16 protein-coding genes and 1 other annotated feature are annotated in these 13,945 nt (G+C 39.2%); all 16 genes read left to right on the plus strand.

Features of this window, described 5'->3' with window-relative positions; genetic code table 11:
* The first annotated feature begins 19 nt into the window (after positions 1–19).
* The 16 genes from ytaF (at position 20) to AB3N04_RS15520 (ending at position 13,928) form a co-directional block, all read left to right on the plus strand.
* Positions 20–655, plus strand: coding sequence for a sporulation membrane protein YtaF (ytaF, locus tag AB3N04_RS15445; protein WP_368503582.1), 636 nt, complete (start codon positions 20–22; stop codon positions 653–655).
* A gap of 30 nt (positions 656–685) precedes the next feature.
* Positions 686–1,285, plus strand: coding sequence for a dephospho-CoA kinase (coaE, locus tag AB3N04_RS15450; protein WP_368503583.1), 600 nt, complete (start codon positions 686–688; stop codon positions 1,283–1,285).
* Between the two features lie 295 nt (positions 1,286–1,580).
* Positions 1,581–2,606: a glyceraldehyde-3-phosphate dehydrogenase gene (locus AB3N04_RS15455; protein ID WP_047973475.1), complete on the plus strand. Its 1,026-nt coding sequence runs from the start codon at positions 1,581–1,583 to the stop codon at positions 2,604–2,606.
* A 320-nt stretch (positions 2,607–2,926) separates the two neighbouring features.
* Positions 2,927–3,310 carry an adenosylmethionine decarboxylase gene (gene speD / locus AB3N04_RS15460; RefSeq protein WP_047973476.1) on the plus strand — a complete coding sequence of 128 codons (384 nt, stop codon included), beginning with the start codon at positions 2,927–2,929 and terminating at the stop codon, positions 3,308–3,310.
* 150 nt (positions 3,311–3,460) lie between these two features.
* Entirely contained in the window at positions 3,461–3,862 is a 402-nt protein-coding gene (locus AB3N04_RS15465; RefSeq protein WP_368503584.1) for a DUF1499 domain-containing protein, read from the plus strand.
* Between the two features lie 117 nt (positions 3,863–3,979).
* Complete coding sequence (gene nrdR / locus AB3N04_RS15470) at positions 3,980–4,435, plus strand: transcriptional regulator NrdR (protein WP_368503585.1); 456 nt, start codon at positions 3,980–3,982, stop codon at positions 4,433–4,435.
* A gap of 72 nt (positions 4,436–4,507) precedes the next feature.
* Positions 4,508–5,959 carry a replication initiation and membrane attachment family protein gene (locus AB3N04_RS15475; protein ID WP_368503586.1) on the plus strand — a complete coding sequence of 484 codons (1,452 nt, stop codon included), beginning with the start codon at positions 4,508–4,510 and terminating at the stop codon, positions 5,957–5,959.
* Positions 5,960–6,895 (plus strand): primosomal protein DnaI, encoded by a 936-nt coding sequence (gene dnaI / locus AB3N04_RS15480; RefSeq protein ID WP_368503587.1) that lies wholly within the window; start codon positions 5,960–5,962, stop codon positions 6,893–6,895. It begins immediately after the preceding gene.
* Positions 6,896–6,999: 104 nt separating this feature from the next.
* The gene (gene mqnC / locus AB3N04_RS15485) at positions 7,000–8,112 is read left to right on the plus strand and encodes a cyclic dehypoxanthinyl futalosine synthase (RefSeq protein ID WP_368503588.1); all 1,113 of its coding nucleotides are present in this window, start codon (positions 7,000–7,002) and stop codon (positions 8,110–8,112) included.
* Positions 8,113–8,294: 182 nt separating this feature from the next.
* Entirely contained in the window at positions 8,295–9,158 is an 864-nt protein-coding gene (gene ytxC / locus AB3N04_RS15490) for a putative sporulation protein YtxC (RefSeq protein ID WP_368503589.1), read from the plus strand.
* A gap of 357 nt (positions 9,159–9,515) precedes the next feature.
* Entirely contained in the window at positions 9,516–11,447 is a 1,932-nt protein-coding gene (gene thrS / locus AB3N04_RS15495; protein ID WP_368503590.1) for a threonine--tRNA ligase, read from the plus strand.
* Between the two features lie 171 nt (positions 11,448–11,618).
* Positions 11,619–11,745 (plus strand) — a sequence feature (ribosomal protein L20 leader region).
* Positions 11,746–11,846: 101 nt separating this feature from the next.
* Positions 11,847–12,350, plus strand: coding sequence for a translation initiation factor IF-3 (gene infC, locus AB3N04_RS15500; RefSeq protein ID WP_317122026.1), 504 nt, complete (start codon positions 11,847–11,849; stop codon positions 12,348–12,350).
* A gap of 40 nt (positions 12,351–12,390) precedes the next feature.
* Complete coding sequence (gene rpmI / locus AB3N04_RS15505; protein WP_012959995.1) at positions 12,391–12,591, plus strand: 50S ribosomal protein L35; 201 nt, start codon at positions 12,391–12,393, stop codon at positions 12,589–12,591.
* Positions 12,592–12,624: 33 nt separating this feature from the next.
* Positions 12,625–12,984: a 50S ribosomal protein L20 gene (gene rplT / locus AB3N04_RS15510; protein ID WP_012959994.1), complete on the plus strand. Its 360-nt coding sequence runs from the start codon at positions 12,625–12,627 to the stop codon at positions 12,982–12,984.
* 71 nt (positions 12,985–13,055) lie between these two features.
* Positions 13,056–13,319, plus strand: a complete 264-nt coding sequence (locus tag AB3N04_RS15515; protein WP_368503591.1) for a DUF1294 domain-containing protein — start codon at positions 13,056–13,058, stop codon at positions 13,317–13,319.
* Positions 13,320–13,352: 33 nt separating this feature from the next.
* On the plus strand, positions 13,353–13,928 hold the full coding sequence (locus tag AB3N04_RS15520) for a TVP38/TMEM64 family protein (RefSeq protein WP_368503592.1): 576 nt from the start codon (positions 13,353–13,355) through the stop codon (positions 13,926–13,928).
* The last annotated feature ends 17 nt before the right edge of the window (positions 13,929–13,945 follow it).

Genomic DNA, 13,945 nt, shown 5'->3' on the forward strand with positions numbered 1-13,945 from the left:
GTGGGAGGAGCTTATCAGGATGGTTGAGATTCTTTCATTACTTGCGCTTGCGCTTGCTGTGAGCTTAGATAGCTTTGGTGTCGGATTGACCTATGGATTGCGGAAGATGAAGTTACCCTTTAAATCTTTAGTGTTTATTGCGTGTTGTTCTGCTACTTCTATTTTAGTGGCTATGGTCTTTGGAGGGGTGATACAGCGCGTATTACCTGAGGATGTAGCGGGTTCGATTGGCGGAATTATTTTAATTTTGATAGGAGCTTGGGCGATGTATCAGGTGTTTAGGCCTGCAAAAGCTTCTGAGAAAACTAAAGAAGATGAGATCATCATCAACTTTGAAATTAAAATGTTCGGTGTCGTCATCAGGATATTAAGAAAGCCGATGGTAGCAGATATCGATAACTCAGGTACCATTACGGGACGTGAAGCAGTCTTACTAGGGATCGCTTTATCGCTTGATGCATTCGGAGCTGGAATTGGAGCAGCTCTAATTGGATTTTCTCCTATACCAATGGCTTTAAGTGTTGCGCTAATGAGTGCATTATTTGTTACATGGGGGATGAAGAGCGGGTTTCGCTTTTCGGAGTCACGTTGGATTAAAAAGTTCTCATTTATTCCAGGTTTGTTATTAATTGTACTAGGAGTTTTGAGTCTTTAAATCGTTCAACGGAAAAGAAAGGATATAAGTATGCGAATTGGATTAACAGGTGGAATTGCAAGTGGAAAATCAACAGTTTCAAATTGGTTGAATGAGTGGGGCTATCCAATTATTGATGCAGATAAAATTGCAAGGGAAGTAGTAGAGCCAGGAGAGTCTGCTTATCAAGAGATTGTCCGGCATTTTGGTAAGGAGATCCTACTGGAAGATCAATCGATTAATCGCAAAAAACTTGGTTCTATTATTTTTAATGATGAGCATGAACGTAAGGCATTAAATGGCATTGTTCACCCAGCGGTTAGACAAAAAATGCTGGCTCAAAAAGAGCGTTATGAAGCGAGTGGACATCAAACAGTCATTTTTGATATCCCACTTTTATTTGAAAGTGATTTGTTCCACTTAGTGGATAAGGTGATGCTTGTTTATGTAGATGAACAAACACAATTAGAGCGGTTGATAAATAGAGATCAAGCTGGTAAAGAGGATGCACTGGCTAGAATCTCTTCACAATTTCCTTTAAAAGATAAACGCGAGCGTGCTGATGCCGTTATTAATAATAGTGGCTCATTAGAAGAAACGGCATCACAAGTGAAGATGATCCTTAATCAGTGGAAAGCAAAACCCTTCTAATTTATAGAAGGGTTTTTTTAATGTGCCATACCACTCAACTCCGCCTTTCTTGTCTGGCTTCAGCTCGTTGTCCTGCGGGAAAAAACGGTGAATCAAATGAAGTCAAAAAGCGACTTCATGTTGCTCCCCTCATTTTTCCGCATGCCAAACCACTCGCCTCCGCCTTTCTAAATAGTCATTCATCCAATTTTTTCAGATTTCCAAAAAAGTAATCGTCCTCTTGTGGTATATATGATATACTAATTAACATAAAAACAATATTGAGTATAACATATATTTGGAGAGGGGAATTCAAATGAAGGTTAAAGTTGCCATCAATGGATTTGGCCGTATTGGCCGTATGGTATTTCGCAAAGCAATGCTAGAGGATGAAGTGGAGGTTGTTGCAATCAATGCGAGCTATCCTGCAGAAACACTTGCTCACTTAATCAAATATGATAGTATTCACGGAACATACACTCTTCCTGTTGAAGCGAAAGACGATACAATTGTAGTTGATGGGAAAGTTGTGCAATTACTTCATTCACGTGACCCTCGTGAGCTACCTTGGGCAGAACTTGGAGTAGATATTGTTATTGAAGCAACTGGTAAATTTAAGACACAAGAAACTGCGGGTTATCACATTGAAGCTGGTGCTAAGAAAGTATTGATTACCGCTCCGGCTAAAGAAGAAGATATCACAATTGTAATGGGTGTAAATGATGGGGATTATGATGCTTCTAAACATCACATTATTTCGAATGCATCTTGTACAACAAATTGTTTAGCGCCAGTCGCAAAAGTATTAGATGAAACGTTTGGAATTGAAAGCGGTTTAATGACAACTGTTCATGCTTATACAAATGATCAAAAAAATATTGATAATCCACATAAAGATCTTCGTCGAGCTCGTGCATGTGGTCAATCGATTATCCCGACTTCAACAGGGGCTGCAAAAGCTATTGCAAAAGTACTTCCTCAGCTTGAAGGAAAGTTAAATGGAATGGCTTTACGTGTACCAACACCAAATGTCTCTTTAGTGGACTTAGTTGTTCAAGTTAAAAAGGATGTTACTCATGAAGAAGTTAATACTGCCTTGAAAATGGCTGCAGAAGGGTCGCTGAAAGGGATTTTAGGATTCTCAGAAAAACCACTTGTATCAATTGATTATAATGGAGAAGAGCAATCTTCTGTTATTGATGGGTTATCGACGATGGTAATGAGCGAACGTCAGGTGAAGGTTCTTGCTTGGTATGATAACGAGTGGGGCTATTCTTGTAGAGTTGTTGATTTAATGAACCTTGTTGCTAAAAAAATGACTACACCATCTCATGTTGGTTAATTCTCACTCATAGCTACCGCTGAGCTGGATACCCTAACAAGAGAAGAGTGCTATGGAAATCACGTATATACTGTTGGATCAACCTTTGTCAGATTTGATAAAAAAGTAGTAAAAATTTCTTTTAAAAAAATGACAAGGATTGGTTGCATTAAAATTATAAAACAAGTATACTGATTTTCGTGAACTTCAATTAAAGCAAACCAGGATTCGTTTACTTGCAGAAAGGGTTAGGACCTCTTTGGACTAACTTTCCCCCGTGTAATTGAACGTTCCTACATGCTTGAGAAGGCATGAATTTTTTGTGAAGGGGGATTCAACTTATGGACACTATGGGTCGTCACGTTATTGCAGAACTTTGGGGCTGTAATACTGAGAAGTTGAATAATATGAGTTTTATCGAACAAACATTTGTAGATGCTGCGCTTAAATCAGGTGCAGAAGTACGAGAAGTTGCATTTCACAAGTTTGCACCACATGGTGTTAGTGGAGTAGTCATCATTTCCGAGTCTCATTTAACGATTCACAGCTTTCCAGAACATGGTTATGCAAGTATTGATGTATATACATGTGGAGATCGTATTGATCCGAATGTGGCATCTAATTACATTGCTGAAGCGCTTGGTGCTAGCTCAAGTGAAGTAATTGAAGTGCCAAGAGGAATGGGACCAGTTAAAGCAGAAAAATCAAAAGTTAATGCGTTCTAACATAGAGAGAAAGAGGGTAACCCCCTCTAGCTTTCCATTTTAAAAGAGAGGTTTGTTTTCGCCTCTCTTTTTTGTATGCTCTTTTTCTTCTCCTAAAAACGCTCTTGGGTGTGATATGATTAAGAAAAGAAAAAAGTCAGGTGAAGAAAAATGGCATTAAGAGAACTTTTTAGCAAGTTAGTAAATAATCGGACTGAAACAACAGAAAAACACTCTGATGATCAATTGAAAACGAGATATTACAAAACGTCTAAAGACAAAGCAATACAGGCCGTTGAAAGTGTCGTTCAATCATCGGGTTGGCAAGTTAAGCGGATCGAAGAAGAACGTGGAGAAATGATTGCTCAACCTAAAAATGGTGGAGAATCTTTATTGATTGCAACGATCGTAACGGTCAAGCCGTTTCGAACAGCGATTGATTTTTCTTGTTCAACTGGTACGATCCTTCCATCTGATTTTGGTAAAAGCAAAAAAATTGTTCTTGCTCTGTATGATAGGTTGGACCAAGAGCTACCCTTTGTTGGTTCGGGGATTGGAGAAGAGTTGCTCTAATTTTAAGTAGGGGAATGATACCCTGCCAAGCTTGTCAGATATCGTCTTTTTTTATATGATAGAAAAAAGAACGGAAGCTGTGTCTAACAGAAGATACAGAAAAGTGGAGATGATTACATGCGGTGTCCAGCTTGTCAATATAATGGAACGAGAGTACTTGATTCAAGACCTAGCCATGAGGGCCGCTCAATTCGTAGACGACGAGAGTGTGAATCATGCAGTAATCGTTTTACGACATTTGAAATGGTAGAAGAAGTACCTCTCATTGTTGTAAAGAAAGATGGAACACGCCAAGAGTTTAGTCGTGATAAAATACTACGTGGGCTTATTCGAGCATGTGAAAAACGACCAGTTCCACTTGAAACGCTAGAGCAGATTGTGAATGAAGTTGAGCGTGAGTTGAGAGGGAAAGGTAAGAATGAAGTAAACAGCGAAGATGTCGGAGAGCTTGTGATGGAGCGACTAGCCTTAATAGATGATGTCGCTTATGTTCGCTTTGCGTCGGTCTATCGCCAGTTTAAGGATATTAATGTATTTATCAAAGAACTAACGGATTTAATGAATAAAGGATAAGGTTAAAGAGCTGTAGTGTGAATACGCTATGAGCTCTTTTTTACTCATGACCTGAGGAGAGGAGGGACATCAATGAGTTGGCATTGGAAGGAACTGTTGCCGGTTGACTCGTTCACAGTACGTGTCTCCAGCTACTTAACAGATTTGGATCAAAAAGTAATTACGTTATTGTACCAGCCTTTAGTTGGAGCCCTAGCCCATAGCTTGTACATGACTTTGTGGACACAATTAGAACGTGATCAATATTGGAGTGAGAGTCAGACGCACCGACAGTTGATGCTGATGATGAATATCCCCCTCCAATCGATTTTTGAAGAACGAAAAAAGCTAGAAGCCATCGGACTTTTAAAGACTTATAAGAATAGTAAGGAGGAAGGATCTTCTTATTTATATGAATTGCAACAACCAATGTCCCCAAAACAGTTTTTCGAAAATGATGTGTTAAGTGTCTATTTATTTAATCGTCTAGGAAAACAGAAATATCGACAATTGCGCGAACGATTCACAGAAGACAAGGTAGACAAAGGCGAGTATACCGAATTAACCCACTCATTTGATGAAGTATTTCATTCTCTCCATCATTCTGAAATCGTGTCTAATCTACAATCAGAAACATCAGATGCAATGAAGCTTAATGAGGCATCGGAATTACTAGGGCAGGATGGGGATTCGTTAACATTTATTGAAGGGAATTTTGATTTTGAACTAATGAAAAAAGATTTATCCAGCTTTATTGTCCCAGAACAATTACTTACTAAAGAGGTTAATCAAGCGATCATCAGGCTTGCTTTTGTCTACCGAATAGAACCTCTAGAGATGAGTCGGATTGTCGGGCAAGCTGTCCTTCATGATGATGAAGTTGATATAGATTTATTACGAAAGAAAGCTCAAGAATGGTACAAAATTGAACATAGTTCGGAGCCACCAGGGCTTGGGTTAAAGGTTCACCCAATTCAGCATCAAACGATGACATCTGTTGAGCCGAAAACAGAAGAAGAAAAGATTATTAAATTTTATGAAACAACTCCTCCTCTAACCTTACTCGAAATTCGTTCAGATGGAGCTTATGTTGCCCCTGCAGATGCGAAAATTGTTGAATCCTTACTAATGGATTATCAGCTATTACCAGGTGTAGCGAATGTCTTAATCGATTATGTTCTTTTTCAGCACGATATGAAGCTTCAAAAAGCTTTAATTGATAAAATTGCTGCTCACTGGGCTAGGAAAAAAATTAACAAAGTAGCCGATGCAATGGTTCTTGCAAGAGAAGAACAAGAAAAGAAAGTCGTTGCAAAGGAAAGAAGCCAATCAAATGCCTCTTCTAAGCGTACGCAAGGACCGAGAAAGAACACAAGGCGCGATCGTTTACCAAAATGGTTAGTAGAAGAAAAAGAAAAAGAGAAGAATAAGGACCAAGAAAAGAAAACGCCTGAATCATCTCCTGAATCCACTGATGCAAAAGAACGTTTTGACAAGATGATGGAGGAGCTTAAAAAACGCAAGCGGGAGAAAGGAGAAAACTAGATGAAGCCAATACAATCCACGTTAAAACAGTGGGCTAAAAGTGCAGGTTTACAAGAACGGCTAGAGAACCAAAAAAAAGAACTTTTTAAAGACCCTTTTATTCAAGAATTTTTGAGAATGGAAAAAGATTCGCTTACTACTGAAATGGTTGACCGTGGTATGGTGAAATTGTATGAATTTAAGAAGGAGCGAACTCATTGTGCGAATTGCCCTGGATTAAAAGCATGTCCAAATATGATGAAAGGTTATCAGCCGACCCTTCAGATTGAACGTGGACACCTAGAGCTTCGTTATCTCCCTTGTGCCTTAAAAGTTCAAGAAAAGCAGCATAAAGAGCAACAACAATTAATGAAGTCACTCTACATCCCAAAAGATATTCTTAAAGCTCGGTTTGAAGACATTGATATGGATGGAGAGCGAGAAGAAGCGGGGGCTGCTGCTCTTGAGTTTGCTTTAAAAGCAGAGCCAGGTGAAAACGGTGAAGGCTTATATTTTTACGGCAAATTTGGCGTCGGGAAAACGTATTTAATGGGTGCAATTGCTAATGAGCTTTATGAGCGCGGGGTTGAATCCTATACGGTGTATACGCCTGACTTCTTTCGTGAGATGAAACAATCGATAGGTGATGGGACCTTTCAAGATAAGCTCGATCGGATAAAACGTGCCAAAGTATTGATTTTAGATGATATTGGAGCTGAAACAACATCGAGTTGGGTTCGCGATGATGTACTCGGAGTAATCTTGCAATATCGTATGCTGGAGAAGTTACCAACTCTTTTCACCTCGAATTATGACTATGAGGAGCTAGAGGAACATTTGTCTTATTCCGATCGAGGTGGAATAGAGGAGCTGAAAGCAAAGCGCATTATGGAACGTATTAAACACCAAACGACTTTTGTGACGGTTAAAGGACATAATCGACGGGAGTCTAAATAATAAATTTGAAATTTTTGGTACAAGAATCGCCCTTGCTTTCTTAAGGGTTCTATCTGTGATAGGATGAAGGTATCTTAAATTGATAGATTGTGAGGGTCATGATCATGAGCATCGATGCAATTCTTGAACGTGCGGTAAATGGGGAGCGCATCTCAATGGAAGATGCGATTGCTTTATATGAAAGTGATGAAGTAGAAAAAATGGGTGAGGTAGCCAATAAGTTAATGAAGAAGTGGCACCCGGAACCTGTTACAACTTTTGTAATTGGAAGAAACGTTAACTATACAAATTTCTGTGATACGTATTGTCGTTTTTGTGCGTTTTATCGTAAGCCAGGTCACGATGAAGGCTATGTTTTAGAAGATGAACGTATCTTCCAGAAGATCCAAGAAACGATTGATGTTGGTGGAACAGAGATTTTAATGCAAGGTGGGACGAATCCTGACTTGAAATTAGACTATTATACAGACTTGCTTCGTGGTATTAAAGAACGTTTTCCTGATATTTGGATGCACTCTTTCTCGCCAGCGGAAATTTGGAAGATTGCAGACGTTTCTAATATGACTGTAGAAGAAGTTCTACGCGAGTTACATGCTGCAGGTTTAGATAGCATGCCTGGTGGTGGTGCCGAGATTCTTACAGAAGAGACTCGTCTTCGTGTCAGTCGTTTAAAAATTACGTGGGAGCAGTGGATGGAAGCGATGAAAGCTTCTAAACGTGTCGGCATGCATGGTTCTGCCACAATGGTTATTGGGTTTGGAGAATCAAATGAAGAGCGTGCGCTTCATCTTCAACGAGTACGTGATGCTCAAGATGAGACGGAGTGCTTTAAAGCATTTATTTCTTGGACATTCCAACCGGAGAATACAGGCATGTGGAAAACAGAAAAACTAGGTGCGCGTGATTATTTGAAGAATGTTGCGATCTCTAGAATTTTCCTTGATAATATTGCAAATTTCCAATCTTCATGGGTTACTATGGGACCAGAGGTTGGAAAGCAGTCGCTTGAATACGGTTGTAATGATTTTGGTAGCACAATGATTGAAGAAAATGTGGTATCAGCAGCTGGTACGACACATAAGGTTAATACGAATGAAATCCTTCGTTTAATTCGTGAAGCTGGTAAAGTTCCAGCGCAACGAAACACCAAATATGAAATTGTACGTATGTTTGAGGGTGAAACGGCAGCTGAAAAAGATTTTACCATGCAAAATTAATCATAAGCTCTTTTCCTTATTTTTAGGAAAAGAGCTTTTTTGTTCCCCTTGAGAGATAGTATGTGAAAAATTAATCATTTTTTTGACACAACAGCATAGGATGGAGTAAAGCCTGTCTAAATGACTTCATGAGTGTGTAACATAGATGAGTTTTCTAGTTGAGTGGGTTAGGGGGAATAGGTGTGATAGCCATTCATTTTGAAGAAGAACGTGACTGCAAGCAATTGTATGTATTATTACGTGATTATATTGAAAGGTATGCGGAATTAGGGTTAGGTGGCAAGGTTGAGTCAAATGGGGTTGAAACCATCGTGCTTAATTATACAAATAAGCATGTAAGCTTCTATGACTCCTTTCATCCACTATTAACATCAGTTCTTACAGAGCATGTCATTAAAACAAGAGAAGATGATTGGTTACTTGATATTATTGAGACAATGTTTTATTTTACAGATGAGGAAGAACAACAACAAATTCTTACCATAGCCAGGTCGATTTTAGAAGGAGATCGAAATGATTTGCCATCTTTAGTTCCTTTTTTTAATCGATATGCCTATATTTATGATGCATTTGCTAATAGTTTAGAAGAAGAAACGAACTTCTACTACGATCCCTTTCTAACGTTCCGACTAAGAGAGTACGGTGAGATGTTAATAGATTGTGTAGAAATTGCGATTGATGAATACATGCTAGAGCAAGAATATCAGAACATGATTGAAGACTTTCGTCAATATGTTCAATGTAAACCCCAGAAGTTCGAGGTGATTTACGTTGTGCATGATAAACAATTTATGTTTTATGATAAACATTTTCGAAAGCTTCCAAAAGATGAGGTCCTTTACCATCTGCAAGAAGAACTGGTCTTTGAGGAAGCAATTGAACTTGATAATATGGTGATTAGTCCACTCGTCAGTATGGTTCCAAGTACGGTTCATGTCTTTACAGATGAACCAGATCACGGGGTCGTTGTTACCATCCAAGCTATTTTTCAAGAACGTATGAAATTATACCCATATCATGATTATGAGAAAAAAAGATTGGAATAAATAAGATGCCCTCTTGATTTTCCATTTCCGCGTCCATATAATACTACATATCAACACATTTGATATGAATGGTTATGAAGAGGATAAGAGGCTCCACATATGACTTACAGAGAGGGAAGCATTTGCTGCAAGCTTCCTAGTACGTATGGATGACCTTACCACCTCTGAACTGCGCAGGGAAACACGGAAGTGGATTAACTAGCGCCGGCGCACAGCCGTTATCCTGTATGATGAGTTGCTACAATACAATGTATTTTTTGTTGTAGCGAAACAAGGGTGGAACCACGAACTACACTCGTCCCTTCTATGATGAAGGGACGAGTGTTTTTTATTTACAAAAAAAAGGAGTCGAGAAGAATGGCAGATGTTCTAAAGATTACATTTCCAGATGGTGCAGTAAAGGAATTTCCAAACGGCACGACAACAGAAGATATTGCTGCATCTATTAGCCCAGGTCTGAAGAAAAAAGCATTAGCTGGAAAGTTTAATCATACATTGGTTGACCTTCGTACACCACTCACTACTGATGGTGAAATTGCGATTGTAACGCAGGATTCAGAAGAATCACTAGAAATTATGCGTCATAGTACAGCACATTTAATGGCTCAAGCAGTAAAACGTTTATTTAAGGGCGTGAAGCTTGGTGTCGGTCCTGTAATCGAGGGCGGATTTTACTATGATATCGACTCAGAAGAGTCCATTACAGCAGAAGATCTACCTAAAATTGAAAAAGAAATGAAGAAACTTATTGCGGAGAACCTTGAAGTGAAACGTGTAGAGTTAAGCCGTGAGGAAGCAATCGCTCGATATAAGGAAATTGGCGATGAATATAAATTAGAACTAATTGAAGCGATTCCTGAAGGGGAGAGCTTAACGATTTATGAGCAAGGTGAGTTTTTTGATCTTTGCCGTGGTATCCATGTTCCATCTACAAACAAAATTAAAGAATTTAAGCTTCTAAGCCTTGCGGGAGCTTACTGGCGTGGAGATAGTAAAAATAAAATGCTACAACGTATTTATGGAACAGCATTCTTTAAGAAAGCTGACCTAGATGAGCACCTTCGTTTATTAGAAGAAGCAAAAGAACGTGATCATCGCAAGCTTGGTAAGGAACTGGGGATTTTCGCATTGTCACAGAAAGTTGGACAAGGGTTACCGCTATGGTTACCGAAAGGGGCCACTGTACGTCGAGTGATTGAGCGTTATATTGTGGATAAAGAAGAGCGCCTTGGTTATCAACATGTGTATACACCAATTTTGGGAAGCTCTGAGCTATATAAAACTTCTGGTCATTGGGATCACTATAAAGATGATATGTTCCCAGTAATGGAACGCGATAACGAGGAGTTTGTCCTTCGACCAATGAACTGCCCACATCATATGATGGTATATAAGCAAGACATGCGTAGTTACCGTCAGCTTCCTCTACGTATTGCTGAGCTGGGTATGATGCATCGTTATGAAATGTCTGGTGCTGTATCAGGATTGCAACGTGTTCGAGGTATGACGTTAAATGATGCTCATATCTTCTGTCGCCCTGACCAAATTAAAGAAGAATTTTTACGAGTGGTGTATTTAATCCAAGAGGTGTACAAAGATTTTGACCTAGAAGATTACAAGTTCCGTTTATCTTACCGTGATCCAGAAGATAAAGAGAAGTATTTTGATGATGATGCAATGTGGGAAAAAGCGCAAAGCATGCTTAAAGAAGCAATGGACGAGCTAGATGTCGATTACTTTGAAGCTGAAGGGGAAGCTGCGTTTTATGGCCCTAAGTTAGATGTACAAGTTCGTACTGCTCTTGGAAAAGACGAAACATTATCAACTGTACAACTTGATTTCTTATTGCCGGAGCGCTTTGACCTAACGTATGTAGGTGAAGATGGTCAACAGCACCGACCTGTTGTTGTGCACCGTGGGGTTGTTTCAACAATGGAACGTTTTGTCGCTTTCTTACTTGAAGAGTACAAAGGGGCATTCCCAACATGGCTTGCACCTGTACAAGTTCAAGTGATCCCTGTATCTCCAGATGTACATTTAGATTACGCGAAGAAAGTTCAAGATCAACTTCAAGCTGCAGGAGCTCGCGTGGAAATAGACGAGCGCAATGAGAAGATTGGTTACAAAATTCGCGAAGCCCAAATGCAAAAGATTCCATATATGCTTGTACTTGGTGATAAGGAAATGGATGCAGGAGCTGTTAATATCCGTAAATACGGTGAGCAAGCTTCTGAATCAAAAGAGCTTCAAACATTTATTGATGACTTAAGTGGAGAGTTGAAGAAATAAGTCTCTTGCTAAACGTCACATCTAGGTACAAATGAAATTATTACGTAGCATAATTTAAAAAAACCATTGCAATGTGGACAAACATTCGTTAGAATAACGAAGTCGGACATATTGTGTTGACATCTTTGAATGGATTGTGCTATAGTTATCTAGGTAATCAAATAGAGGAAACAAAGCAAGCAGAGGCGCCCGCTTCTCACCTGATTGACGCTAAGGTTGTTGACAGGTATGATGGGATTCATTTTTGAGTAAATGACCGAAGTGTGGGCGTATTGTGCGCCCGCACTTTTTTTCATGAATCGGTGCATGTTCTGTATATCAAGTTATGATGAACAGTTATGCGATAAATTGCTTTGATCTGCGAAAATCCTTTGGAGGTGGCTCATTATTAGTAAAGACATGTTGGTCAATGAAGGGATTCGTGCCCGTGAAGTACGACTCATTGGAGCGAATGGTGATCAAATTGGAGTCAAGTCAAAACAAGAAGCGCTTGAAATGGCGCAAAATGTAAATCTTGACCTCGTATGTGTTGCTCCTGCTGCGAAACCACCGGTATGTCGCATTATGGACTACGGTAAGTTCCGTTATGAGCAACAAAAGAAAGACAAAGAAGCACGTAAAAAGCAAAAGGTTATCAATGTTAAAGAGGTTCGTTTGAGCCCAACGATTGAAGACAATGACTTTAATACGAAGCTTCGCAACGCTCGTAAATTCCTTGAAAAAGGAGATAAAGTAAAAGCTGCGATCCGCTTCCGTGGACGTGCGATTACTCACTCCCAAATCGGAAGAGTAGTATTAGAGCGTCTTGCAAAAGAATGTGAAGATGTTGCTGTAATTGAAGCGAAGCCTAAGATGGAAGGTCGTAGTATGTTCTTAATCTTAGCGCCTAAAACTGAAAAGTAACATCGACTAGCTTGAAGAAGATTAAAGGAGGACCTTAGTTATGCCTAAAATGAAAACTCATAGAGGCGCTGCGAAGCGTTTTAAAAAGACTGGATCTGGAAAGCTTAAGCGTGCGCATGGCTTCACTAGTCACTTATTCGGTAACAAGTCTCAAAAGCAAAAGCGTAAGCTACGTAAGTCTGCTATTGTACACTCTGGCGACTTCAAGCGTATTCGCTCAATGTTAACGTACAAAAAATAATTGATTCGTTCGGATTAAAAGGAGGGAACTTCGATGCCAAGAGTAAAAGGCGGTTATGTCGCTCGTCGTCGTCGTAAAAAGGTATTAAAGTTAGCAAAGGGTTATTTCGGTTCTAAACATTTATTATTCAAATCAGCACAAGGACAAGTAATGAAGTCCTTACTATATGCTTACCGTGATCGTCGTCAAAAGAAACGCGACTTCCGTAAGCTTTGGATTACACGTATTAACGCAGCAGCTCGTATGAACGGTCTTTCTTACAGCCGTTTAATGCACGGTCTTAAGCTTGCTGAAATCAACGTAAACCGTAAGATTCTTGCTGATCTTGCTGTTAACGATGCAGAAGCATTTGCACAATTAGCTGAAAAAGCTAAATCAAGCCTAAATGCATAAAACAAACAAAAGCGCGGCATTCTTGCTCGCGCTTTTTTTGATGAGAAGGCAATGAAGTGGGAGGTGAGTAGATGGAATGGATCATTTATTTATTCCTTATTAATATCACATCTTATCTCGTTATGGGATATGATAAGAAACAAGCTAGAGCTAAAAAATTTCGTGTTTCAGAACGAAATTTATTTTTACTAACGGTTATAGGAGGAAGCATAGGGACTTATATGGGAATGAAGCAGCATCGTCATAAAACGAAGCATCAGACATTTACTGTGGGAGTGCCTTTAATCATAAGTCTCCAAATCATACTAGCAGCTTTCATCTTATTGAGATACTAAACATATAATGAACTGAGAGGGGGATTGCTACTGATGGATGAATTTCTAGATAGTTCGTTAGCTTTTATCGAACAAAGTGGCTGGCTAGCTCCGCTCTTTTTTATTCTTTTACATGTATTTAGGCAAGTTTTCTTTATACCCGTTCTGATTGTTTGTTTAATTGGCGGCTATTTATTCGGTACCTTATACGGTTCAATCTATTCAATTATAGGACTAACTGCGGTTAGTATTGTGTTTTATGGTTTGGTACGAATTTTCCCAGGGCTAAGTAAGAAACTAACGAATATAAAGCAACATTTCTTTAAAGATCGTCAAGATTGGAATCTTCCACAGATGATGATTATTCGGATGATGCCACTTGTTCATTTTCACGTCGTTTCCTTGTATTTGATCGAGACTTCCAAAAATATAAGAGAGTATACGAATAAATCCTTTCTAGTTAGTATTCCACCAGCTATTCTTTATACGGCCTTTGGTGATATGATTCATGAGCTACCTTTAGCAGGAACCATTGTTTTTGCAGTCTTTCTTTTCATCTTATTTATGTTAGTTAGACGAAAACACTCCAGCATAAGTTGGGAAGAATTTTTCCACACAAAAAAACCGTGACCACCTCAATCAGATTA

The organism is Alkalihalophilus sp. As8PL, assembly GCF_040939795.1.
Classification (GTDB): domain Bacteria; phylum Bacillota; class Bacilli; order Bacillales; family Bacillaceae_D; genus Alkalihalophilus; species Alkalihalophilus lindianensis.